The sequence below is a fragment of the Desulfobacter latus genome (genome assembly GCF_013389365.1).
GTDB classification, from domain to species: Bacteria; Desulfobacterota; Desulfobacteria; order Desulfobacterales; family Desulfobacteraceae; genus Desulfobacter; species Desulfobacter latus.
Window position 1 is genome coordinate 66,820 of sequence record NZ_JACADJ010000009.1, and the last position, 24,475, is coordinate 91,294.

Below are 24,475 nucleotides of genomic sequence, written 5' to 3' on the forward strand. Positions count from 1 at the left end.
TCAGGAAAAAAATGAAAAAAAACCACCGCCTTTGCTTTTCGGTTTAAATCTGGTTTTGATCTCCAGAATAATGGTTCTGAAATCATTAACGATTTTATCTTTCTCAACGGAACTGGTCTGGTATTTTTCGACATAACTCAACATTTTTTCAAGACCATCTACGACGTTGAGCAAAGTTTCTGTGCCAAGTATATTGCCCATATTTTTTAATATGCGGTAGCAGTATTCGTTGAATCCGGTGATTAAAATTGTCCTTCTATCTTGAGCAGGGGAGACGTGAAGCATGGTATTTGAAATCTGCGTTGAGTTGGATCTTTTGTCATTGTAAGGGGAATAGGTTTTAAGAATCTGCTGGAATTGTTCGGGAAGATCTTTTTTGGCATCTTCAAATACGGCACTGGTATGGCCCCCCAGTTCGTCGGTCAGGGTTTTAAGGATAACTGAAATCAGGTCGCTGTATACTGTAATAATCGCAGAGTAATCGCCTTCATCTCCTTCGCCGTTCAGTGAAATTTCCTCTTTTTCCACAATCATGCCGGATGAAATCACGGAAAACAAAATTTTGTATACGGCAAAATCATCATACCCGCTCTGGTTAATTATCTGGCGAACTGTCCGCGTGCCATCCACAAGAGAAAGCACACACCATTCATTTGCATTGAGTTTTATTTCATTTTTGTTCGGGACAGTTCCCGACATCTTGTAAATCATCTTGTCCGAAGGGATACATTTTTTCAGTACGGATAACTCATCAATCCGCCGGGACGCCTCAAGTATCAATTTCATGGGATTGAGCTGGGTAACAATCATTCCCTTGAGGTTTAATTTTTCATCCTTGTAGTCAAATTTTCCTTTTTTGCAGAAAAAAAGATTGTAAAGGATGGTTTCTACTTGGCGTATGTTGTATTTTTTAAATGTTTCCAGGGATATATATCCCTTATCAACCAGAATTTTGCCCAGATGTGTTTTACTTTCCTTGGCAAGGTCGAGGCATTTTTTCAATTGTTGTTCGGAAATTACGCCATTGGTTCTCAATAAAAAACCCAGTCGCGCCTCTTTAAGAGATGCTGTGGCATAAACGATGGTGCCGTTATTGAAAAAGACCCGGCTTGTATCGTCATCTCCTGTAACTGTCAACACCCCGGTTTTTTCATCATTGCATAATAACTGAAAGATACTTGCCAGCGCCAGGCCTTCAAAGTCTCCCTGAAAATTCATAAAATGCGGCAAGGAAACCCCTGAGTCTTTAGCTCAGGAGAGGAATTGCCGCCCTCCTTATAATAATTTAGTAGTCCAGGTACCGGACCTTAGCACGTCGTATTGTAGGAATAGCCATCAGATGCGTGAAGCAGCCTGCAGTATTTCCAGCTAATGCCCTGTACTGTTTTGTCCACTGTTTTAATGTTAAACGATCCGCTTTTTCTGACAGCGACACGCCCGGTGTACGTTCCAACCTTTTTGCCGGAAGTGACAACCGCCTTGACGATGTCGCCCGTTTGAAATCCTTTGACTTTTTTCTCAGTTGACTTTGCTGTTGTCCGGGGGAATCCGAACTTGTTTACTCTGCACATCTGCCTTGAGCCATGACCGTCTGCCTTTACAATCAGCACGGCCTTATCGATCTGAAAAATTTTTTCAGGTGTGCTTTGCCCGACACAGGCGGCATCGAGCCAATGCGTTTTGTGAAGTCCCCTGGTCGTCCGGTTGAATTTTGTCAGACCGCCGGAGCCTGTTTCAACCGGCAGTCCGTTTTTTTTCAAGGTACGGAACAAGTCCCATCGGGTCGTGTTGACGGCGCCTGCATCCTTGAGCGGCACTTTGGACTGCTTTTGAATTCGCTTCAACAGTCCCGGTTTCCTTGAAAGGAACTGTTCTATGGGCTTGTTCCCCTTCTTCCTGTTGCACGCCGTACAGGCCAGTGTCAGATTGCTGACTCTGTTGGACCCGCCTTTCGATCTCGGCACGATATGTTCAATCTCCAATAGGATATCTGTTTTTCCGCAATAGGCACACGTTCTGTCCCATTTTTCCAAAAGGTATTCCCGTACCTCATAACCCATGAGTTCCCCCTGCTGATACGCGACACCGGATATTTCGGGATTCTGTATTTTCTGCATGTCAAACCGAACCAACTCCATTGAAATTGCCTGAATATTGCAAAATCGGCACAACCGGTTGACCCAGGTTTCGATATTGTGAACCCGGCTTTTTAATGAAGGCGGCAGCCATCCTTCCGCCCTGGTCCGGTTATCAAAGCGCGGTTTTCGGTATCGCGTTTTCCGGTTTCTCCGGGATCTTCTGATGGCTCGTCTTGATTCCAGATTATTTTTGATCTGTTGGCCTCGATGTCTCAGTTCCATGGCAAAAACAATCTCTCCGGAATCGTCGTTAATCACGGCAATTCCGGTCTCTCTACTGCCCGGATCAATCTTGATCCGCAATGGGTTTGATGCCACGTCCAAGACTTTCTCTTTCAAAATGATCGTGAAAGGGAACTGTCTGAAAACCGCGGCTTTCCCTTCTGTTAAAAGCAATCTTGCCTTTGCCGGATGTACCGGATTCTGCGGTTTTTTTGTTTGTATCCAGAACAAATACGTTCAATTTAAAGGCATCCTTCATATCACCCCCAAAGTACTTTACACTTTTTTGGGGAATGATTGCTAAAAAATAGGGTGCTTGCTCCAAAAAGTGTAAACTGGTAAATGAAGGATGCCAATTTAAAAATCCTCTTGTTTCCAAGGTAATGTTTGCCTCGTCAATGTTATGACCGGGTTTGGCGCAAGCAGCACCGGCTTAACCCCTTAAACCTGTTTAACCACTTGCCGTAGAACCTGGAGCTGGCGAGCACCCCAGGGTACCTGTTTCCGATCTAACGTAGTACTCGAAGCACTTAGACTGGTCAACTTTAGGGCTTTTTCAAGCCCCTCGGTCTTTAGCCGAGGGGTAGTTGACTTATGTTTCCGTGGATTATTCTATTAACAATACGTTTGTTTAATATGCCATAATATGCCGGAATTTGAAATAAATTTTTCATATTTGATTATCGGATATGGGTTCTGGAAAATCGACAATATCAGGGACTACTCTGACAGGATTGTCAGAAAAAACAGAGTGGTTATATCCGGAAATCCGGTTTTTTCAAGCTGGTTCCGGCGTTGGAATCTGATGAGTGACCGGGTCAGTTTGGTGTCAACAATGCCGTTAATTTCATGAGGGTATAAATCAATTTTTTGCAACATCGTCTGAAGTTGTTTGATTTTATGGCCTTTAATGCCGTTTTCATATTTTGATATCATCAGGGTGGGTTTCCAGAATAAAAAGAAGCGGATGTGTACAGGGTTCAATAGAATTTTTTCATAAATATGATATTTTTTTTCGACAATCGCGGGTAATGAAGTGAAATGAATCAGCATCATTCCGGTCTCGTTGTAGATTTTATCGGTAATGTCGTTAAAATTTTCTGAAAAGATTGCCGTTAAAAAAAGCGGTTCATATCTTTCAAGATGATATGCCGATAAAAATTCGATCAGCTTATCATCTGTCGACTGAATTGATTTTTCGTCTGTATTATGCAAAGTGGGGAGCGGTTTACCGGCAGGAGAAGGCTTTGCGAGGGGGGGGCTTTTTTTCTTGGTGACGGGTGGTATTGGTTCCGGCTTAAGAATTTGCGTCTTTTGTTCTTTGCCGCTCCAAAAGATAAAGGCTGTGCCAATCAAGCCAAACAATACGGCAATGATGATTATTTTGGTAATGACTGAGTTGAAAGTTAAGAATTTGAAGACATTTTTACATCTTTTTGGTACGATAAATGATTCTTTAACATATTTTTTAGTGATTATTTTTGTGCGATCTTTAAATGCGTTATGAAGCGCCCGATCCATAATTGCCCTGATCTGGTCAATCCTGCCCGTGGACAAACGAAACACTTCCTGAAGGGTTTTTTCTTCGATAATAATTTGATGGTTTGCGCCGGCAGCAGTTAATATAAATTGGATATAGACAATGGTCTGCTCAGCAGTTAATGGCTGATTGGCATTAAGATTAAAGCTATGGAAAAATTTAAGATCTTCCCGGTCGGACGAGAACGGATCTGTATTTAATCGAAAATGGTTTAAAAATTCAGCATTATTAAAATTAGATTTCAGTTCATCCATAAACTTCGGGACGGGTCTTAAATAACTTGCCCTTTTTGCTGTATCCAGGAGCGCGGGCGTCCCGCCCGCATCTTTATTGCAGGCGGGACGCCCGCGCTCCCAGGTTAAATTGTTTCACTCCATTATCAAGTTTCGGACTCGTTCCTTAATTAACTTTATTCAGATCATTTATAAAGAAAAATTTTTATAACAATAAAGTACCCAGGTTTTTCCAGTCGCTTGCACAAAGCCTGTAAATGGTATATAGATGCCCGGATTAAAAGGGCGATACTCTTAAATTAAAGACAAGATTTAAAAGGCAAAACGGATATCCAGGTCTTGAAATCAGTCAATAGAATGGAACAATTTTTAAAAAATTACGGACATCCGGGGTGGGATCAATGGTATGATGCCCTGGAGAAACTGGTCAAAGATAAAAGGGCGTATCTGGATTCTGCCGGGGGAAATTTTAAAAAGTTTAAATCCGTGGTTGAAAAACTGCCTGAAATTTATCCCCACTCCGTTGATCTGTCATCCAGGGCGGTCAGCATTGGGCAGTCAGATCAGCTTTTGCCGGATGAAAAAGACAGGCTTTACAAGGGCCTTGTCAATCTATGCCCTTGGCGCAAGGGGCCCTTTGATTTTTTTGGTGTTCACGTTGATGCCGAGTGGCAATCCTGGATGAAATGGGAGCGTCTGGTGCCCCATCTGCCCAGCCTTAAATACAGAAAAATTCTGGATATCGGTTCAAGCAACGGCTATTACATGTTTAAAATGGCGGCGTCGGACCCCACGCTTGTTTTAGGCCTTGAACCCCAGAGTGCCTTTTATTACCAGTATTGTGCGGCACAAAAATATCTGAATTTGAAAAATGTATTCTGTCTGCCGGCGGCCTACAATGAACTGCCGGCCATGAACCGCTTTTTTGATCTGGTGCTGTGCATGGGGATTTTGTACCACCGTAAATCCCCAGTGAAGATGCTTAAAAAGATCCATGACAGCCTTGTGCCGGGCGGTCAGGTAGTTGTGGAAAATCTGGTGATCAAAGGGGAAAATAATTATTGTCTGTTTCCCTTTGACCGGTATGCCAAAATGCGCAATGTGTTTTTCATCCCTGACTTGTCTGCCATGGAAGCCTGGCTTGCCCGGGCCGGATTTTCTGATATCAGATGCGTGGATATCACAGGTACCACCCTTACAGAGCAGCGCAAAACCGACTGGATTCAAACGGAATCCCTTGAAGATTTTTTAGACCCCGAAGATCCGTCAAAAACTGTCGAGGGGTATCCGGCACCGGTCAGGGCCATCTACACAGCAAGTGCTTAAGAACACGCGCTTAAACGAAGTGGAAGCCAACATTTTGTAATTATTGGGTTTCGTTCCTCAACCCAACCTACCATGGGCTACCATTGGCCGAAACAATGATCAAGGCCCCCGGTTTTTCAGCTCTTGCCGTGCTGTTTAAGTATGGAGATATAGGGCCCCAACAAACTTTCATATCCTTTCATCCCCTTTTGAAACACTTTGGCAAAATGGGGAAGTTCCCGGATATTGACCACCAGGTTGGCACTCAGGGTCAGTGCCTCAAGGTCGTAAAGGGTGCTGACGTCATTGCCCACCAGCACATAAAAAATACTTCGCCGCCGTTTCATGCTCATTCCAGACATAAATTTATGGAAATCATGGGTATCCACCGGCCCGTCTTCATATTCTGTGGAATATACCACTACATCGTAGGTTTTAAACCGCTGGCCGGCAACGGCCTCATCCACATTTTCGGGGCAGTGGATCTGCAGGTTTCTTTCTTCTAATACGCCGGTAACCTTCTGCCGGACAGCCGGGTCATTGATCAGCACCATGGCTGTGGGCACATCTTCCACAAGCGCTTGATCCTCCTCAACACCTGACGCCAGCCAGGCAATATCCGGGGCTTCCGGCGGGCTGACCGGTGGATTGGCCGGGGGAGCAGTCTGTTTTTGCGGCACGGCTGCCTTTTCTGCCAATGCCCCGTTTTTATTTATTTCAATGGGGGTCCGGCACCTGGGGCAGCCGAATTTTAAGGCCCGCCCCGTGGGGAGCTTGGCCAGGGCCTGTTTGAATTTCTCCATCTGGGGCTGGGAAAATTTCAGGGGCTGATTGCAGTGGGGACACTGGGATATCATGATGGTTCCTCGCCGTTCTCTTCGGTATCGGTTTCTTCTTTCCAGTCAATGGTCAGGCCTTCAATGGCTGACGTTTTTTCACCCTTTTCCCGTTTGAGTATATCCATGCCCTGGGAGAGCACACTCTTTTGTGAACAATAGGAAAAAGCAGTTTCTTCGGTGATAATATCGGCCTTGTACAGGTCCAGGATATGCTGGTCAAAGGTCTGCATGCCGAATGCCGTTGAGGCGGTAATGACATCATGGAAGGTTTTCCCTTCCGATTCACCGTTCAGGATAATATCGTTGATTCGCAGATTCATCCCCATGATTTCCAGGGCCGCCACCCGGCCGCCTGCAGACCGGGGCAAAAGGCGCTGGCAGACAATGTACCGGACAGTATCCGCAAGCCTGGCCCGGACCTGGGCCTGTTCCTCCTGTTCAAACATGCCTAGAATACGGTTAATGGTCTGGCCGGCATCAACGGTATGGAGGGTGGAAAGCACCAGGTGCCCGGTTTCTGCTGCAGACAAACCGATCTCCATGGTTTCCCTGTCCCGCATCTCCCCCACCAGAATCACCTTGGGGGCCTGGCGCAGGGCCGCTCTGAGCCCTGTGGGAAATGTATCAAAATCATTTCCCAGTTCCCGCTGGTTGAATGTGGCTTTTTTATGGGGATGGACAAACTCCACCGGATCTTCCAGGGTCACCACATGGAGGGACTTTTTTTCATTAATCTCATTAAGCAGAGCGGCCAGGGTGGTGGATTTGCCCGACCCGGTGGCGCCGGTCACCAGAATCAGACCGTTCTTCTGATCGCCCATTTTTCTGAAAATAGGCGGCAGACCAAGCTTATCAATGCTGGGGATGATGGTTTCAAGTTTTCGCAGGATAGTGGTCAGATGATTTTTCTGCTTAAAAATATTGACCCGGAACCGTGCCTTGTTTCCCAGCCAATAGGACAGATCGCAGGAGCCTGTTTTAACCAGGTCTTCCAGAAGCCGGGGGTCGCCGTTAATCAGGTTCAATGCAAACACCTCGGCCTGAAACGGGGTCAGTTCCTGCACCGGGGGGGATACGGGCACATCGGTCAATTGGCCGGAAGTCTCCACCTGCAGGGATTTACCCACGGTTACATTGAGATCCGATACATTCTCAAATGTTTCCAGCATACAGGTGATCCAATAATCAATTTCAGGCTGTTTCATGGCACTGTTCCTTGTTATAGGCTAATTTGATTGAAAAATAGTTAACACAGCTTGCGTTGAAATATCAAGCAAGGATTGATAGCCCCCCGTCAAAATGATATATGACTTGTCAATACAGGCCTGCCCCGGCAGCCACATGTAAAGGATATCAATATGGCAGAATCCATCAGCATTATAGGCGTTCCCATGGATTTCGGACAGATGCTCCGCGGCGTGGACATGGGTCCGGCAGCATTAAGATATACGGGATTGATTCCAAGGCTTCGACGGCTTGGACATGATGTTAAAGACGAAGGGGATATTCCCATCCCTGTGCGGGATGATCCTGCCATGGAAGGGATGACGGATCATTATGTCAAAGAAATCACCCGGATCAGTCATGATGTTTATAAAATCGGATGCCGGGTCATGGACCAGGGCCGTATGCCTGTTTTTCTGGGAGGTGACCATGCCATTGCCATTGGTTCTGTGGCCTCGGTGGCGGTTAAAGAACCCGTCGGCCTTATCTGGGTGGATGCCCATGCCGATTTCAATACCCCTCGGACATCACCGTCGGGCAACATCCATGGCATGCCCCTGGCCGTTCTCACGGGAGCCGGTTATCCATGCCTTGTGGATGCAGGACACCCAGGCACAAAAATATCTTTGGATAACGTGGTCATGATCGGGCAGCGGGATCTGGATCCCGGAGAAAAAAAGCGCATCAAATCCAGCGGCATCACTATTTTTACCATGCGCGATATCGACGAACAGGGAATCAGCGCCATTGCCGCCCAAATTATGGTTCAGTTTGCCTGTTTGAAACGCTTTCACCTGAGTTTGGATATGGATGCCCTGGATCCGATTGAAGCGCCGGGCGTCGGTACCCCTGTGCCCGGCGGCATCTCCTACCGGGAGGCGCATCTGCTCATGGAGCTGTTTGCCGATTCAGGCAAACTTGGCTCCATGGACCTGGTGGAGATCAATCCCATCCTTGATGTGGCCAATAAAACAAGCAAACTTGCGGTGGAACTCATCTTGTCCGCCTTGGGGAAAAGCATTCTTTAGGGTCATGGAACGGTTTAATCATGGGTCTTGTTGAAAACCCTAACTTAATGAAAGAGGATAAAAAATGAGAGCAACGCATTTGATTCTTACCTGTTTTTTATTTTTTTCTATGACAACCGGCATTTATGCAAAGGATATGTATGTATCCGGGGTAACCCGGATTACCATGCGCACGGGTCCGGGGGTCAGCCATAAAATTGTGGCCATGGTCACATCAGGGGTCAAACTGCAGATTCTGGAATACCGCAAGGATTGGTCTATGGTAAAAAATGCAGACGGAAAAACCGGTTGGGTGCTGACCCGTTTTCTTACCGAAGAAGTCCCTAAAGCCCTTATGGTTGAACGGTATAAAAAAGAAAACGAACGCCTGACATCAAAGCTTGCCGCCGCAGAAGAAACGGCAAAAACGTTAACCGTCCAGAACCAGGAGTTAACTGAAATTGCCAGGAAATATAAGCAACTCAAAGATGCTTCCGCAAGCTACCTGAAACTGGAGACTGAACATAAAGCACTTTTGGAACAGTCCCGGGAACAGGAAAAACGTATTGAAAACCTTGAACAAAGCAATAACAGTGAGGTGAAACTGGGTCTGCTTTCCGGGGCCGGTGTTTTCATTGTGGGACTGATTTTCGGAATGAGTACCCGAAAGAAAAAAAGAAACGCCCTTTTATCCTGATTTGTCCTTATTATTTATAACTTATTAATTATAAAGTATTGAAAAATGATTGAAACTGATTTTCTGGTCATTGGCAGCGGGGTTGCCGGTTTAAGCTATGCCTTGAAAGTTGCAGAGTTTGGCCGGGTAACGATTATCACCAAGAAAAAAATTTATAAGACCAATACGGCACTTGCCCAGGGTGGTGTTGCCGCCGTATTCAGTAAGACAGACTCCTTTGAAAATCATGTGGCGGATACCCTGGCGGCAGGGGACGGACTTTGTGCCGAGGATGTGGTCCGCATGGTGGTGGAAAACGGCCCGGAAAGGATTCGGGAACTGGTGGATTTAGGCGCTCAGTTCAACCTGAACGGTGACGGGAAATATGATTTTTCCCTGGGCCGGGAGGGCGGACATTCCCAGAACAGAATCATCCATGCCCGGGATCTTACGGGTAAGGAAATTGAAGATGTCCTGGTATCAAGTGTTGAACAGCATGAAAATATAACCATTCTGGAAAACCGTGTTGCCGTTAACCTGATCACCTATTCCACAAGTGTGCGCAGCGGTCTTGTCAGAACCCAGCATGAGAATATCTGCTGCGGGGCCTATGTTCTGGATAATAACACCGGAAAGGTGGAAACCGTTGCCGCTAAAGTGACCCTGCTTGCCACAGGTGGCGGTTCTAAGGTTTATCTGTATACCTCAAACCCTGACACGGCCACAGGGGACGGGATTGCCATGGCATACCGGGCAGGGGCCACCGTGGCAAACATGGAGTTTGTCCAGTTTCATCCCACCTGTCTGTTTCATCCTGAAGCCAAAAATTTTCTGATCTCCGAGGCGGTTAGAGGGGAGGGCGCTTATCTCATTGATGAAACGGGTAACCGGTTTATGGGAAAATACTCCCCGGACCTGGAGCTTGCCTGCAGAGACGTTGTGGCCCGTGCCATTGACAATGAATTGAAAAAAACCGGTGCGGATTCCGTATTTCTGGATATCACCCACAAAGATCCTGATTTTGTCCGGGAGCGGTTTCCCAATATTTATGCCAAGTGCCTGACGTTTGGTATTGATATCACGAAACAACCCATCCCGATTGTGCCGGCAGCCCATTATATGTGCGGCGGTGTCGCCACAGACCTTAACGGGCACACTGACATCCAGTCTCTTTATGCCGTGGGAGAAACCGCATGCACCGGCCTGCACGGGGCCAACCGGCTGGCGTCCAATTCGCTTCTCGAAGCCCTGGTATACGCCCATAATGCGGCCCAATCCTCATTAAAAGAGTTTGAAAAAGCGGCAAAAAAATCTACTGTTGATCTGGAACCCTGGGATGAGACCAACACCCTGGACGGGGATGAGGCCATCATGGTGACCCACAACTGGGATGAGATCCGGCGTTTGATGTGGAATTATGTAGGTATTGTCCGTTCGGATAAGCGCCTTCACCGGGCCCAGCGCCGTATTGAAATGATCCAGCATGAGATTGAAGAGTACTACTGGGATTTTAAAATTACGGCGGATCTCATTGAACTGCGCAACATTGCCGTGGTGGCGGAACTGATCATTAAGTCCGCATTAATGCGCAAAGAGAGCCGCGGGCTGCACTACAATCTCTGGTATCCGGAAAAGGACGATGCCAATTATCTGATGTCGACTTTGGTCCGGAAAACTTTTTAGGGTCATGGACGTTTTAAAATTTATCAACATGGACATGGACCTTATCCCTTTTGTCTGAGGATATCGTAATATGTCAGGATCCGTTTTACATAATGAACCGGTTCCCCTCCCCGGGCATAGCCGTGCCGGGTTTGCTTATAGTATTTGCGCTTGCTTAAAAGCGGCAGGGTTTTTTCCAGGGATGTCCATTTGTTGATATCCAGACCCTTTTGCCGGGCAATTGCCTGGGCATCTCTGACATGGCCGTACCCCACGTTATAACCGGCAAGCGCAAAAAGCGTTTTTTGTTGCGGGTCTGGAATATCATCAAACCGCTTGTGCATCAGGTTTAAAAATTTGACCCCGGCTTTCACGCTCTGTTTTGGATCCAGCCGGTTTGTGATCCCCATCTGTCTGGCTGTGGGCCGTGTCACCTGCATCAACCCCCGGACACCGGTCCTGCTTTTGGCCCTGGCATTGAAATGGGATTCCTGGTAGGCCATTGCTGCAATCAGCCGCCAGTCAAATCCGTATTTTTCAGCCTCTGTTTTAATGACCTTTTTATATTTGGGAAGCCTTGTTTTAATCCGTTCATGAAATTTTTTTAAATCAAAATAGTCAAAAATATCCACGTCGCCATAATATTTTTCATATATTTTACCAAGAAGGCCGGTTTCTTCGGCCATCTCAAGAAATTGATTGATCTGGTCCCGCAGGGCTTTATTTGTTTTTTTCACAGCCCATCCCAGATACTCTTTTTCATGTATGGGCAACCCGATTTTAATTTCCGGATAGTATCTGCGGTTTAAAAGCGCAATGTTTGAATCCGCAATGGTGAAATTGATTTCTTTTTCAGAAACCATTCTGAGGATTTCCTGGGTGGCCACATCGTCAAGAAGCTTAATTTCCAGATCAATTCCAGATGCTTTAATTTCCGCCAGGCGTTCCTGATACGAGGTGCCTTTTCTGACATGAATGGTTTTACCAGCCAGCTGTTCAATATGTTTTATGCCGAATATTAATTTGTGGTGAATAAACTTTTGCTGCACAGTCATGTAGGGCTGTGAAAATAATGCAATTTGCTCCCTTGGTTCTGTTATTGTTATACTGGCGGCAATAAAATCGCCCTGTCCTGAATTAAGCACGTTAAACATTGTGTCCCACTCCGGAACTATAATTTCAAGCGCCACTCCCAGATGATCTGCAAAGGCTTTTGCAAGGTCGTACTCAAATCCCATGGGGGATTCCCGGTACGTGTAATAGGATGTGGCATTATTGGTTGTGATCATCCGGATCGTGCCGCGCTTTTGAATTTGTTCCATGGGGGATTTGAAACCGATCTCCATTTGACCGAACAACAGATTTATGCTGATTCCTGCAGTCGCCACCACCATGAGGCCGGCCCAATATAGCTTGTATTTGTAATTGAAAATAGTCATCTCCTAATTTTAAAATGGACTCTCATATTGCTGTGTTTGTTGTGGAAATAATTACCTGATCTTATTTTTTAAGATATTTGGACATAAATTTCCACCGTTGTTTTTGGTATTATCCCAAAAAAAATTTGCGGATGTTTGCCTTTATCTTTTGTATGGTATAAATCAGTTCTGGTTACGATGTGAGCAAAACAACAAAAAAACAGGATAAAATATTGGGCACCTCAAATAACCCTCAAGAGCAACAGCCATGCAAGCTGGAAATTTTTTCAGATTATATCTGACCCTGGTGCTATTTCAGTACCGGGCGTATTGATAAATTAAGGAAGACGTACGATATCGAAGTCACGTGGCGAGCCTATCCGCTGCAGCCGGATGTGCCTGAACACGGATTGCCCATGGCCCGGCTGTTAGAGGAAAAAGGCCTGCTGATAACCCCGGAACAGGCGACCGTCAATCTTAAAGCCACTGCTCAAAGCCTTGGCCTGCCCTTTGGAGAGGGACAAATGATTTATAATTCCCGTCTGGCCCAGGAGATTGGCCTCTGGGCCCAGGATTGTGGGCGGGTCCATCAATTTCATGATGCCGCTTTCAAGGCCTATTTTGTGGATGACCGGAATCTGGCGGACAACGCGGTGATCCTGGATTTAGTGGCATTCGCCGGGCTGGATGTCGAACAGGCAGAAGAGGTCATTGCGTCAAGATCCTATGCCGATGCTGTGGATCGTGACTGGGCAAAGGCCCGGGAACTTGAACTTGTGGCGGCGCCCACTTTTTTTATGGGCGATCAAAGGCTTGTGGGGGCAAAACCTTATCCGGTTCTTGAAAAAATGGTGGCAGGAGTACTCGGTCAGGTTCAGCGCTGACCGCAATTCCTGGAACTTGAGAGTATAGGAATTTCCATTTCCCAGTACCCAGCACCCAGCACCTAACAGCCCGCCCAAAGGGCGCTAATTTAATTTATATGAAACTTGAGACAAGATACAAGAAACAAGAGGGCGAAGCGCCTGCGGTGCCCAATTTAGACCTCTATTATTGGAGTCTTTAGTTTCATTGTTTGTTGTGTCCGTCAGGACATGGGGGTTCTACGCGATTCCGTCCATTTTTCTTGGCAACATAAAGTGCTTCATCTGAACGCGCAACTAAATGATCAGATGTCTCTCCATCTAACATGGTCGCCACGCCCATACTTATTGTGACAGATACGGATTTTCCAGAAAAGGTGATCACCAATTCTTCCACGGTTTTCCGAATTTTTTCAGCAATGCGACAGGCTCTGTCTATATCGCTATCAGGTAAAACAATCAGAAATTCCTCCCCTCCCCAACGAAAAAAAAGATCGGATTCTCTAATGCGCTGTGTTATTGTTTGCGCTAACGTTTTTAAAACCACATCACCTGTTGGATGGCCATACGTGTCGTTAATTTCTTTGAAATAGTCTATATCAAACATGATGGCGGACAGGGGGGTTTTGCGACGTTTTGATTGACTATGTACTTGTCGAAAAAGGACATCGAATACCTGACGATTTGCTGTGCCGGTGAGTTTATCGGTGGTGGCCATACTTTCCAGCCGTTTTTGATATCCCGCAATAATCAGATTGACTAAAATAATAATCACCACTGAAATAACGAGACTGACGCCTAAATTGATCGTCAATGATTTCTGAATGCGCAGTTCAGCCTCATCTTCCTGCTGGGCGACAATAAGATACCAGCTGAATTCAGGAACAAGCCGACTATTGAGATAGTATTTTTTCCCATCTTTTTTATAAACAATTGAACTACTTGGAGAGGTCAAAATTTTGGGGGCAAACCTTGATAATCCCTTCATATGATGAATATTTTCCTCATCTGTATAGGAAATAGCATGCAGGGTAACGATGCCTTGTTTATCGATAAAATAGACTTGGCGATCATAGCGATTCTTATAATATTCCATCAATTTTTGAACGGTATCTACTGCTAAGCCAACGCCGATCGCCCCGATGTATTTACCAACATAGTCATAGACGCGGTGATTGATAAAGATGGTAAGTGAGGTTCTGTCAGCGGTATCCGTATCAACATTAATTTCATACTCTTGACGCATCTTTTGAACACGAAAATACCACCTGTCTTGTTTATCGAGTTTGCTGACGGTTTTCAACACACCGCTGGAATGATAGTATTTGCGCGAGATTTCTGACACAAAAAAACTGGTGACAGTGCCGTAATATATCTGAATTTCTTTTAAATATCGAACGATGGCGTCTTCATCATCTTCTCCATTCAGTACCCAGTCTCGGACAAACGTATCTTTGGCCATCATTGAGGAAATAAAGATCGGCCGTAATAAATCTCTCTGGATCTCAGAATAAATATTGTCACTTGTGAGGGGTAATGTCGTTTCGGCCAATTGTGTGCTAATGGATTTATGGGCAGTAAAATAACTGATAAAACTTGTAAATAAAAATCCAAATAGTAACAAAACCGCCAGCAACAGGATAAAACGCACTTTTTTATTCCACATCATATTTCCTCATTATTTTTTTAAAAAATTAAGATATACTGAATTGATTTAATTTTAAACAGAAAATCAAGGAAATCCCCATGCGCTCAATGTTTCAAGCCTGGTTTAATCGTCATTTTTCAAACCCTCAGATCGTTATCCTGGTGCTTTTACTTCTGTCCGGATTTTTAACGATTTTTTTGCTGGGAGCGATGTTACTCCCTGTTTTTGTCAGTATCATCATTGCTTATCTTCTCGAAGGTATTATCCAGTGGCTTGAACGGTTCAAGATCAAGAGAACCGCCTCGGTTATTGTCGTGACCATCCTGTTCATGACCTGTCTCACGCTTTCCCTGGTTGGCCTTCTTCCGCTTCTGGCAAAACAGGTGGCCCTGTTTGTTCAGGAACTTCCCTCCATGATGATTCAGGGGGAGAAGTTGTTGATAACTCAATTTGAACAACATTCAGATCTCATGAGCCGGCTTCAAATAGACTCCTTTACCAATGCCATTGCGACTGAGTTGACGAGCCAGGGTCAGCAGCTTCTTTCTTTTTCCCTGGCAGGCGTCCGAAATTTAATAACATTGATCGTCTATTTGGTACTGGTTCCATTGTTAGTATTTTTTTTTCTGAGAGACAAATCAACGATTCTGGGATGGCTGGCCGGTTTTCTGCCTGAGGATCACAGTTTGGCAACCATTGTTTGGAATGATGTCAACCAGCAGATTTCCAATTACGTCCGGGGTAAGATCTGGGAGATTCTGATCGTCTGGGGGGTAAGTTACAGCATTTTTGCCTTGTTTGAACTCAAGTTTGCCCTGCTGATTTCTTTTTTTGTCGGCATTTCCGTACTCATCCCCTATATCGGTGCCACGATTCTGGTGCTTCCGGTTGCCCTGGTGGCCTTTATTCAATGGGGCCCGGTCCCTAAAAGCGCATATGTTGTGGGGATATACGGTATCATCCAGGCCCTGGACGGCAACCTTCTGGCGCCGCTTCTTTTGTCCGAAGTGGTGGGGCTCCACCCCGTGGCGATCATTGTTTCTTTATTGATTTTTGGCGGTTTTTGGGGTATCTGGGGGCTCTTTCTGGCCATTCCCCTGGCCACACTTGTCCATGCCGTGATCAAGGCGTGGAGAAGTGTGGGGTCCGTACGGGATGCGGTTCCGACTCAATCCGATTGGAGCTGAGTACACAATTTGGGGATCATCCGTTTAATGATAGGTGAATCTATCGATTTTTTTGGATGTATTAAATTTATAGAACTGAATACAATGAATCAGACAAGGAATACAAAGCAACCAAAATGAGGAAGGAAGAGGAACAGGCGTCTCCTGTCCAGTCTCAGTAATGATGCTTATGGAAGGGGGGAAAAAACCTTCTTTCGTAAAAAAAAACATATTATCAATCTCTGACAAGGAGACAAGCAGCAAGGACAGTTGCGTGTCGTTGTCTTCTTCTTTCAATAAAGAGTCCCATTCCATATTTTTGAGTAGATTCCATTGTAGTTCAGCAAAAGGAAAAAAATAATTTTGTCTGCCGACCAGATTGTTCTCATTCATTTCGTATGCGGGTTGATTGCTCCATGATAAGGTTTGTTCATTCCATGAGTCATTATCAAAATGATACAATTCAATGTAGCTATTATTGGGGCCGATCCACCATCCGGTGATGAAAAGGGTTGCAGCAACAACGTATTCATCCTGACCAATAAAATCAAAGTTAAATTTTAACATTGCGGTTTTATCCCCACCGATTTGAATATAATTGAGTGCACCCATAATATTATAAGGGCTTTTTTCCCCAACGTATGTATCTTCCGTTGGAAATACTGTGTAGGTGGCCGCATTGACTATATTGACTATTATCACGCATGAAAAAAATACAGGTAAAAACAGTAAGAATAATTGATGGATCTGCCTATTCAATGGAATCTAATACTTTTTTAGAGATTTTAATATCAGCCTCCTTTTCGAGCTTTGCCGCCATTTCGAGAAACGCCTGGGACTCTTTCTGTTTCAGAATTTGTTTTTTTATTTCATCTTTGACCATGACAAAGGGTTTGGGTTCAGCCGGTTTGATTTTTTCAATCTTAAAAATATTATGTCCATATTGTGTTTTGATGATTCGGCTGATCTCATTTTCCTTGAGGCTGAAAACCTCTTTTTCAATTTCAGGAAAAAATTTGCCTTTTTCGATTTCAATTTTTCCATCATTGGCAGCAGAAGGCAAATCAATGGAATATTCCTTTATCAGGTTTATAAAGTCTTTTCCGTTTTTGATTTTTTCCATTACCTGTTCGGCTTCTTCCTGGTTTCTTAAAAGAATAACCCTGGCATCAATACGATCCGGATAAGCGAAATGCGCTGAATGCGCTTTATAAAACGCGAGCACTTCTTCATCAGTAACAGTCAATTTGGTTCCGATTTCTCTATTCAGAAACTGTTTGATCAGCATCTCGTTTTCATATGCTTTTATTCGCTTGATAAACGCTTTATTTTGCCTCATTTCATTGATACTGGGATCTTCCAGAATTAAATAACGAATAATCAGATTATGAATCAGCCGTTCCTTTTCTTCGTCAGATACAAGTTTTTTTGGGGATTTCTTTTTAAATTGCTCAAGAACTCTGATAAATTCTGCTTTTGGTATGGGGGTATGGTTTGCCATTGCAATAATCACGTTATCTTCAGCAGATGCCTCTGCTGCCGGCGTTGTTGGTTTCCCAAACACCGGCAGGCAGATCGCGGATGAAGTCAGAAAAAGTATTGAAATAAAAATACAGATTATTCTGATTGTACGGGCAGGCGGTATGTACGGCAACCGTTTCATATAAAAAACTCCTTATAATTTTTCCAGCATCTTTTGTGCCTCTTCTCTTATATATTCGTCCTCATGATTTAATGCCTTGGTTAACTGTTCTACATCTGAGTAATCTACAAAATGTCCGGCAAAAAACATTGCACTTCTTCTAACTTTTTCATTATCATCCCAGAGTAGATCTAAAAGGGGTTTGTACGTTTTGGGAGTTAAAGAAGATATATAAGAGCCAAAAGCCTCCTCCCTGACCTCAGCATCGGAAGATTGTAGCTTGGGTTCCAACAGTTTTGCCACATCAGGGTCCCCCCCCCCAACTTTTCCCAGCGTTTTGATGGTTTCAATTTCCAGGTCCCTGTCTTCTGAATCCAGCAACGGTTCCAACGCTTCTTTCATGTTTTGTCGAACAGCTGCCGTCGCATACCCGGCATTCTGAGCGATGGATTGCAGATAGCTGATTTTTTGCTCCTTTTCAATAATGTCGCTGGATAAAAGATTACCGAACACCTCGGGAGCAGACGGGCTTGAGGATAGAAGAGCCAGAGATTCATCATCCAGCTGCTTGTTTGTTACGGCATTTTCCAGGATCTGATTGTATTCGGGTATGTTTGACCGGCTCAGTGCCCAAGCTGCGTTTTTTTGTTGACGTGTTTCAGAAGATGCCAGCTTAGTTTCCAGCAACTCAGAACTTTGGGTTGGATCTAATTTGGAAAGAATACCGTAGGCCGTTCTTTGGGTTGTGACAGAGGTACTCCGGTCTAAAATTTGATTCAGATAGGGAAGAAGCTCAGGGGATTCAACAAATGATAATGCGCGAACTGCATTGAACATATCTTCTTCTCCCTGTTCTCCCTTTTCAATTAAAAAATCAGGGAGGATGGTCAACAACTGCTCATCCATTTTTAACTTGGCCGCAGCAACGAGCGCATCGCCCCTTTGGGGATAATATTTATCTGCTGCCTTTTGTTTGAGTATATCAAACACAATTTCAGCTGATCCATTTTGTGCGGCAAGGTGACAAAGTGCGTCAATAGCTTCTGAAACAACGGCTGGACTGTCATGATCAAGAAATGTGGTCAACTGCCCAATGCTCTCTTCCGAAGACTGCCGCCTTAGCTGCAAAATATTATAAATCAGATCGCCGTCAGAGTGGGCCGTTGACGCTGTCTCTTGCGTTTGGATTCGATTTGGCTCGGCTTTTTGGACGACATCTGTCTGGTTCTGATTTTGGTTTTGTTTCTTTTCCGTATTGTTTTTTGTCGGCAAACCGGGATCGTTTGAAGAAATTGGTGAGGTCAATGATTCTGCCGTTTTCAAAGGGGGGGGCGCGCTCGTTACAGTCTGTTTTTTATTAATGTAACTATTATAAATTGAAATGGAAAATATGACGATTACAGCAACACATACCAAGCCTGTCACGATATGAATTTTCTTTTTATTATTCATAATTTTTACCTCAGAGATGTTTAAACACAAACCGCAGACTTTGGAACGAGTGGAGTATTCCAAGCTGCCTACAATATATTCTACAGTAACGTAGTTCTCAAAGAACTTAGGCTAATCAACTTGGCTTGAAAGTTATCTCTCAAGCCACTCGGTCTTTAGCCGAGGGGTTGTTGACTTGTTTTTATATGCTCGGCAGGAACCGATGGAAAATTTTTTTTAAATGGGAGTGCATTTGATTTAACCTGCACTCCCATTTTTCTGTAGGTCTCAAATTTGACGACCTAAAATTAAGGAATTAATGTGGTCAATTTTAGGGACACATATTCTCAGTAACGTAATCAGTTCCGTAAATACCAACGTAATTAATTGCAACATTGTCCTGTCCGTAGTTGATATTTACAGTGTTGGCAGCTTCAGGAACAACAATTGTTACCTGGATCATATCACCTTGTTTCAGGCGATACTGAGTTTCACCTGCCATGTTTACAATACCGTCTTCGGGCATAACCACTGCAATGGATTCTTCCCACAGACCTTTAGAGGTGTACTGTACATTTGCCAGAGATACGGTGGTCAGTCCAGGCAGGGTCCGGCCGTCAAGGATAAACGGTGTTTCAAAATTGGTGGAAGCAAACTCACCAGGATAAGCTCTGGCTGTGATACTGGGGTTAGCTCCAATCATCCAGAAAGTCTGTCCCCAAGGCATGATATAACGACCGCTCTGGGAAGCACCGGCGAAAGCAGCATCACCATACGGGGTAAAAGAGTTCATTTTTAGAACGCAGTCACGGATCATGATGTTAAGGTCGGTTTCCGGTTTCTTCTGAAGAATGATATTCCACTCGAAAGTCGCACCATTATAAGCAGTTACGAGGTGAGAATTGTAACCAGGGAAGCAGGGATCAGGTTGTGCCATTCCTGCATTCTGAGAGAAACCTTCTGCCGGGATTTCTTCCTCGTTATCTACTAGATTGCCGTTTGCATCAAATACTTGCGTACCATCTTTATATGTAATAACGTAGTCGGTGAAGTCACTGTACATATTAATCTGGTTGCCGTTACGATCAAAATTATTGTTAATAACAAGATCTCTGGCTACGTCGTTAAAGTGGTTAACTGCATCGCACCCTACTACATCGAACTCAGGTGCTTCACCTGCAAAGGCGGAAGTAGACATAAAAGTTACTGCAATTAGAGCCATCATAATCTTTTTCATTGTTTTCTCTCCTAATCTTTTCATGTTTTTTTAATTCTTTCTTTGCTAACCTAACATGCTGCTTTTTAAAACAACGGAATAATTATCTGCGTCTTATCACCTCCCTTCTTAATAAAAGTTTATGTGTATCAAACAGAGCAATTTCTGTTCACCTGTCAAATGTCAAATCAACTTTTTGCCAGACCGCACATGCTTAAGACGGACGATTCTAATTAAAAGCGCGTCTGCGTCTAATAAAACTGATACCTGCAACCCCTGAGATCATTAAAAGAAGGGATGAGGGTACAGGTGTGTGGGTCGTGGATGCGTCACTCCACGAGGCTGTGACCATAATCGGATTTTCTGAATCACCGAGGAGAAATTCATTACCACTGAATGCATCTGCAATCACAGCACCATTTTCAATCCAGGTGTTGTCGAGTATGGCCGCAATCGTTAATGATGTCGTTACACTATAATAGTAGTCTCCTTCTTTTCCGAAACTTCCGGGCTGGGTGCTAATAATGGCCGATTCGGAAAGATTATCAGAGGACAGCTCAAGGGACGCAAGATTAACATTGGCAACAGTTGAGCCTGACTGCGAAAACGTACCTTCGTTTACCGTTACTGAGGCTCTAATCGAATAATCGCTGAAGACGTCGGTGTCCAAGAGATCAAAAAAGATTTCACCAAGATCCAAGGAGCCGGTGATCTGCATCGTCGAGCCAACGGGGTCAGTATAATATTGTGTGAATTGGGCTGTAATCTGTTGCTCGGCCTCTACACCGGGTGTGTCTGTTGAACTGCCGGTAAATCCCTCATAGGTCATACCGGCGTAAGCGCTGGAATAAAGAACACCGTCACTAATACCTGAGGAGGCAGTCGCACTTCCGCTAAAAGTTACTCCGGAATGGCCGGACGGATAACTATTGCCACCAAAAGTTGCAGCTTCGAAGTTATCAGAATAGGAATGATTATTCTCGCTGCTGACAGAACTACCCACTCTATTGCCTACCGTCACCATACCATGATAGAAATTAGGATAAAATAAATCCGCATAGTTTACTATGTTAGTTTTTGATGCATTGGAATACGGTGTCAAGGCCGCATGGGCTGGTGACTGCAAAAATAGAGGCAGTACCAAAATAATTACTAAAAAAAATACATTTTTCTTCATTTTACCTCTCCTTTTCATTTTCATTCTCTTTAATTAATAGAATTGCTTTCTTATAACGCCAAATGTTGCTCAAATCAGTTTGTTTTCCAGGCTCCAAGTCCCAAATCCCCAATTCCGATGATTTGTGTTTCAACATTGAACGGCAAGTCGTTGGTTTCAATTTTAAACCAGGGAGACGACATAATTTTAGAAAAGCCGTTTTTTTTATTTGACTGCCAGACATAAACAGAAATAGATGATCCCGTATCCTCGCTTACTAAAAGGTCACTGGCACCGTCATTGTCAACATCCCCGGCACCAATTATCCAGCTGTTTTCCGCCATAGGTATCTCTCTCCAGGTCTGCGGTAAGGATAAGTAACAATAAGAACCACCGCTTGAGAATGAAATGTAAATCGGAATACTTGCAGAAGAAGTGCTGTTTTTATTGATAAAAATCAGGTCGTCGTATCCGTCGGCATTCACATCCGTTACGTATTGCAGGTTTGCATCACCGCTGGGGTAGTGGGAATACTTGATAAGTCTGTTTTTAAAAGGGCAAAATTCATTTCCGGCGGACAAGGCCACATCATATGAAACCGGGGCATAATCTGAACATTCATTTTTGCTTTCCCTTACAATGTCCCCTATGCCGTCACCATCAACATCTCCCATGTAAAAATTGATGCGATTGGAAGATAAATCGGAATCCTCATACCAGGGTTGAGAAGATGCGGCAAATGTGCGGTCTTCTTGTGCCACCAGCACGTTGAAAGTATATTGAGTATAGTAACCCGTATCCGTCTTTTCAACATAGACGATATCTGACCGTTTATCCCCGGTTACATCGGAAAGGCCTATTATTTCATGGGCATCCGGAGAGTCGCTTGTAAAAGAAAACCAGGATTCCGGATATGCCGACAGGCCTTTGGCGTCTTCTCCGGACGGATATACGAAAATAGTGTGGAGATATGTTCCGGATTCATTCCGGGTTGACTCTTTAACAACCAGGTCCGCGAGACCGTCCCCGGTTACATCGGACAGACCAATCGTGTCGGTCGTATCGGTATCGCAATAAACAAGCCCTGTCTCACCGCACTCTGCGGCAAGGATTTGCTCTCCATCTGAAAAATAGCTTTTGAATTGATGAAAATTAAAGCCGAAAAACGACAAGGACTCTTTTATAAGGATATCCTTTGCCCCGGATCGATCATTGTAAGCCGTCAGGAAATTCAATGTTGATGAGATGTCCATGCTGCCATGGCCATAGTACGTATCAATGCCCGGATATCCGCCGTCATAGGAGGAATAGTAAAGGAACTGTTTCATCTGATCCAATGTCAGGTCAGGATCAAATTCTAAAAGGAGGGCGACTGCACCGGCAACATGGGGGGCTGCAAACGAGGTGCCGCTCATGGTCTGGTAGACACCGTTCAGGCCAACCCCTGGGATGTTTACCCCGGGTGCAACAATATTGGGTTTGGTCACAGCCAGGTTGTCCCAATACACCTCACCTCCTCCGGAAAAGGATACGATGCGGTTATTACTGTCCACGGCCCCCACACCAATGGCATCCTGCGTATTCGCCGGCGAAAGCGTTGAACCGTAACCGGAATTACCAATGGAACAAACCGGCAGCACATTGGCTGCGATCATATTCTGTATGGCCTCATTTAAAACATCCACGGTACCACTTGTGCCCCATGACATATTTACAATCTGGGCGCCGTCATCGGTTTCGGGGTCACCGTCCGGGTCCATCACCCATTCCATACCGGCCAGTGCCTGTGCAAGTGTACCGTGCCCCTGGTTGAGTACCAGTGCTGAAATAAGGGTAACACCCGGCGCAACACCGGTTGTGTTGCCGGCAATGATGCTTGCCGAATGGGTTCCGTGTCCCTGGTTATGATCATCATGGGGAATGCTGTCGATCTTTTCGCCGCCCGATCCAAATTCAGCCCAGGCACCTAGTTTGCCTGTCAGTTCAGGATTCTCAGGGTCAATACCGGTATCCAGGTGTCCTACTCTTATATCAGTGCCGTCAAGACCCATTTCCTTGATTTTATCCATCCCGATCAGGGCGTGGTTCCAAAGGTCCAAACAGCCCGTACTGTCCCCCTCCGATCCATTTGGATTAATGGGTGGGATGCTTAACACAATATTGTCAACGATTTCTTCAACATCCGGATGATTGGCAATTTCTTTAAGTTCTTCTTCCGTAACGGTCATTGCGATACAATTTGATAACCAGAACCTGCGAATACGCTTATGTTTAGAACCCCTTAATGGTCTCCTGTCGTATTTTAAATAATGAATGAATGAATTTTGCTCCGACCGGGTTTCTTGCCTCAGTTCCTTTAGGGATTTTTTTATTTTTCGTCGTGTTTTGTTATTAAATTGAAATTGCCTTAAAGACTTTTTTTTGAGGCGAACTATAATTTTTCGGCCTTCTTTCTTTTCTGATTTTTTTTCTGAATCGTCGATATTGTTATTAGTTTTATACTTTTGTTGTAAGGCATTATTTTTAAAGAAGTCTTTTTTTTCTCCGTTAGCAAAAGCGTTGGTGTCCGTGATTAAACATAAGGCCAAAATAACCGGAAGCGCCATAATCATTGTAATTTTAACCAATTGTAGTCGGTTATATTTTGAGGACAGGGTAAATTGTAACATCATTTGACGCTGTTTTTTGTTTGTCACTTTTATTAAACTCCCTATCTTTTAGATAGTTTAGAAAAAGCAGCTATCGGTTCTAAATCGTAGCTTCGTAATCAGTTTTTGGGCTTGGTTATAATTTCGCATAGGAATCCTGTAAATCTTGACGATTTTATTATAAAATACTGATATTTATATAAATTTAATTTATATCTTCATGATATGCCTATTCATATGTCATTTTATGAAATGACTATAATAATGGGCTACATTAGGACAAAATCCCAATTTTTTTTAACTAAATTGAATTACAAGAACCCTATATGAAATCTACAAGAACCCTACAAGAAATCTACATGAACTTTACTTTAGAAGAACGCTATATGAACGCTACAAGAAATCTAAATATTCTACATGAACTCTAAATATGTACTTAAT

General features: G+C 44.3%; 19 protein-coding genes. 6 read left to right on the forward strand and 13 right to left on the reverse strand.

From position 1 onward, the window contains the following. The 3 genes from HXW94_RS04605 to HXW94_RS04615 form a co-directional block, all read right to left on the reverse strand. Positions 1 to 1,230 (reverse strand): DUF4388 domain-containing protein, encoded by a 1,230-nt coding sequence (locus tag HXW94_RS04605; protein ID WP_246293738.1) that lies wholly within the window; start codon positions 1,228 to 1,230, stop codon positions 1 to 3. Between the two features lie 77 nt (positions 1,231 to 1,307). Then, positions 1,308 to 2,591, reverse strand: coding sequence for an RNA-guided endonuclease IscB (gene iscB, locus HXW94_RS04610; protein ID WP_178365716.1), 1,284 nt, complete (start codon positions 2,589 to 2,591; stop codon positions 1,308 to 1,310). A gap of 489 nt (positions 2,592 to 3,080) precedes the next feature. Next, positions 3,081 to 4,154, reverse strand: coding sequence for a peptidoglycan-binding domain-containing protein (locus HXW94_RS04615; protein WP_178365717.1), 1,074 nt, complete (start codon positions 4,152 to 4,154; stop codon positions 3,081 to 3,083). 318 nt (positions 4,155 to 4,472) lie between these two features. Here HXW94_RS04615 and cmoB point away from each other — a divergent pair, with 318 nt between their 5' ends. Then, positions 4,473 to 5,459 carry a tRNA 5-methoxyuridine(34)/uridine 5-oxyacetic acid(34) synthase CmoB gene (gene cmoB, locus HXW94_RS04620; protein ID WP_246293739.1) on the forward strand — a complete coding sequence of 329 codons (987 nt, stop codon included), beginning with the start codon at positions 4,473 to 4,475 and terminating at the stop codon, positions 5,457 to 5,459. 116 nt (positions 5,460 to 5,575) lie between these two features. Here cmoB and HXW94_RS04625 read toward each other — a convergent pair whose 3' ends face one another. Then, positions 5,576 to 6,295, reverse strand: coding sequence for a hypothetical protein (locus HXW94_RS04625; RefSeq protein WP_178365719.1), 720 nt, complete (start codon positions 6,293 to 6,295; stop codon positions 5,576 to 5,578). Continuing rightward, positions 6,292 to 7,482, reverse strand: coding sequence for a type IV pilus twitching motility protein PilT (locus HXW94_RS04630; protein ID WP_178365720.1), 1,191 nt, complete (start codon positions 7,480 to 7,482; stop codon positions 6,292 to 6,294). Before HXW94_RS04630 ends, HXW94_RS04625 begins: the two co-directional genes overlap by 4 nt. Before the next feature lie 153 nt (positions 7,483 to 7,635). Here HXW94_RS04630 and rocF point away from each other — a divergent pair, with 153 nt between their 5' ends. From rocF to nadB, 3 genes are all read left to right on the forward strand, one after another. After that, positions 7,636 to 8,529: an arginase gene (gene rocF / locus HXW94_RS04635; protein ID WP_178365721.1), complete on the forward strand. Its 894-nt coding sequence runs from the start codon at positions 7,636 to 7,638 to the stop codon at positions 8,527 to 8,529. A gap of 64 nt (positions 8,530 to 8,593) precedes the next feature. Continuing rightward, on the forward strand, positions 8,594 to 9,205 hold the full coding sequence (locus HXW94_RS04640; protein WP_178365722.1) for a TIGR04211 family SH3 domain-containing protein: 612 nt from the start codon (positions 8,594 to 8,596) through the stop codon (positions 9,203 to 9,205). Positions 9,206 to 9,250: 45 nt separating this feature from the next. Continuing rightward, positions 9,251 to 10,867, forward strand: a complete 1,617-nt coding sequence (nadB, locus tag HXW94_RS04645) for an L-aspartate oxidase (protein WP_178365723.1) — start codon at positions 9,251 to 9,253, stop codon at positions 10,865 to 10,867. A gap of 41 nt (positions 10,868 to 10,908) precedes the next feature. On the opposite strand, the gene mltF is transcribed toward nadB, so the two are convergent. Further along, entirely contained in the window at positions 10,909 to 12,285 is a 1,377-nt protein-coding gene (gene mltF, locus HXW94_RS04650) for a membrane-bound lytic murein transglycosylase MltF (protein ID WP_246293740.1), read from the reverse strand. Between the two features lie 209 nt (positions 12,286 to 12,494). Between mltF and HXW94_RS04655 the strand changes: the two genes are divergently transcribed. After that, entirely contained in the window at positions 12,495 to 13,148 is a 654-nt protein-coding gene (locus HXW94_RS04655; protein ID WP_343054553.1) for a DsbA family oxidoreductase, read from the forward strand. 184 nt (positions 13,149 to 13,332) lie between these two features. Here HXW94_RS04655 and HXW94_RS04660 read toward each other — a convergent pair whose 3' ends face one another. After that, positions 13,333 to 14,796 carry a sensor domain-containing diguanylate cyclase gene (locus tag HXW94_RS04660; protein WP_246293741.1) on the reverse strand — a complete coding sequence of 488 codons (1,464 nt, stop codon included), beginning with the start codon at positions 14,794 to 14,796 and terminating at the stop codon, positions 13,333 to 13,335. 77 nt (positions 14,797 to 14,873) lie between these two features. Between HXW94_RS04660 and HXW94_RS04665 the strand changes: the two genes are divergently transcribed. Continuing rightward, a complete protein-coding gene (locus HXW94_RS04665) occupies positions 14,874 to 15,962 on the forward strand; it encodes an AI-2E family transporter (RefSeq protein ID WP_178365724.1) in 1,089 nt (362 codons plus the stop codon). Between the two features lie 24 nt (positions 15,963 to 15,986). Here HXW94_RS04665 and HXW94_RS04670 read toward each other — a convergent pair whose 3' ends face one another. The 6 genes from HXW94_RS04670 to HXW94_RS04695 form a co-directional block, all read right to left on the reverse strand. Then, positions 15,987 to 16,700, reverse strand: coding sequence for a DNRLRE domain-containing protein (locus HXW94_RS04670; protein ID WP_218576569.1), 714 nt, complete (start codon positions 16,698 to 16,700; stop codon positions 15,987 to 15,989). Continuing rightward, on the reverse strand, positions 16,693 to 17,604 hold the full coding sequence (locus HXW94_RS04675) for a peptidylprolyl isomerase (RefSeq protein WP_178365726.1): 912 nt from the start codon (positions 17,602 to 17,604) through the stop codon (positions 16,693 to 16,695). The genes HXW94_RS04670 and HXW94_RS04675 overlap by 8 nt, the downstream gene beginning before the upstream one ends. Before the next feature lie 12 nt (positions 17,605 to 17,616). Continuing rightward, positions 17,617 to 18,855 carry a HEAT repeat domain-containing protein gene (locus tag HXW94_RS04680; protein WP_218576570.1) on the reverse strand — a complete coding sequence of 413 codons (1,239 nt, stop codon included), beginning with the start codon at positions 18,853 to 18,855 and terminating at the stop codon, positions 17,617 to 17,619. Positions 18,856 to 19,345: 490 nt separating this feature from the next. Continuing rightward, entirely contained in the window at positions 19,346 to 20,251 is a 906-nt protein-coding gene (locus HXW94_RS04685; protein ID WP_178365728.1) for a hypothetical protein, read from the reverse strand. Positions 20,252 to 20,459: 208 nt separating this feature from the next. Next, complete coding sequence (locus HXW94_RS04690; RefSeq protein ID WP_178365729.1) at positions 20,460 to 21,407, reverse strand: VPLPA-CTERM sorting domain-containing protein; 948 nt, start codon at positions 21,405 to 21,407, stop codon at positions 20,460 to 20,462. A 74-nt stretch (positions 21,408 to 21,481) separates the two neighbouring features. Further along, on the reverse strand, positions 21,482 to 23,614 hold the full coding sequence (locus tag HXW94_RS04695) for a S8 family serine peptidase (protein WP_178365730.1): 2,133 nt from the start codon (positions 23,612 to 23,614) through the stop codon (positions 21,482 to 21,484). Positions 23,615 to 24,475: the final 861 nt, after the last annotated feature.

Coding starts and splice junctions, on each gene's coding strand:
- HXW94_RS04615 (WP_178365717.1), bottom strand. CDS start 4,154: ATGGATGAACTGAAATCTAATTTTAATAATGCTGAATTTTTAAACCAT.
- HXW94_RS04625 (WP_178365719.1), bottom strand. CDS start 6,295: ATGATATCCCAGTGTCCCCACTGCAATCAGCCCCTGAAATTTTCCCAG.
- HXW94_RS04630 (WP_178365720.1), bottom strand. CDS start 7,482: ATGAAACAGCCTGAAATTGATTATTGGATCACCTGTATGCTGGAAACA.
- rocF (WP_178365721.1), top strand. CDS start 7,636: ATGGCAGAATCCATCAGCATTATAGGCGTTCCCATGGATTTCGGACAG.
- HXW94_RS04640 (WP_178365722.1), top strand. CDS start 8,594: ATGAGAGCAACGCATTTGATTCTTACCTGTTTTTTATTTTTTTCTATG.
- nadB (WP_178365723.1), top strand. CDS start 9,251: ATGATTGAAACTGATTTTCTGGTCATTGGCAGCGGGGTTGCCGGTTTA.
- mltF (WP_246293740.1), bottom strand. CDS start 12,285: ATGACTATTTTCAATTACAAATACAAGCTATATTGGGCCGGCCTCATG.
- HXW94_RS04660 (WP_246293741.1), bottom strand. CDS start 14,796: ATGATGTGGAATAAAAAAGTGCGTTTTATCCTGTTGCTGGCGGTTTTG.
- HXW94_RS04665 (WP_178365724.1), top strand. CDS start 14,874: ATGCGCTCAATGTTTCAAGCCTGGTTTAATCGTCATTTTTCAAACCCT.
- HXW94_RS04675 (WP_178365726.1), bottom strand. CDS start 17,604: ATGAAACGGTTGCCGTACATACCGCCTGCCCGTACAATCAGAATAATC.
- HXW94_RS04685 (WP_178365728.1), bottom strand. CDS start 20,251: ATGAAAAAGATTATGATGGCTCTAATTGCAGTAACTTTTATGTCTACT.
- HXW94_RS04690 (WP_178365729.1), bottom strand. CDS start 21,407: ATGAAGAAAAATGTATTTTTTTTAGTAATTATTTTGGTACTGCCTCTA.
- HXW94_RS04695 (WP_178365730.1), bottom strand. CDS start 23,614: ATGACCGTTACGGAAGAAGAACTTAAAGAAATTGCCAATCATCCGGAT.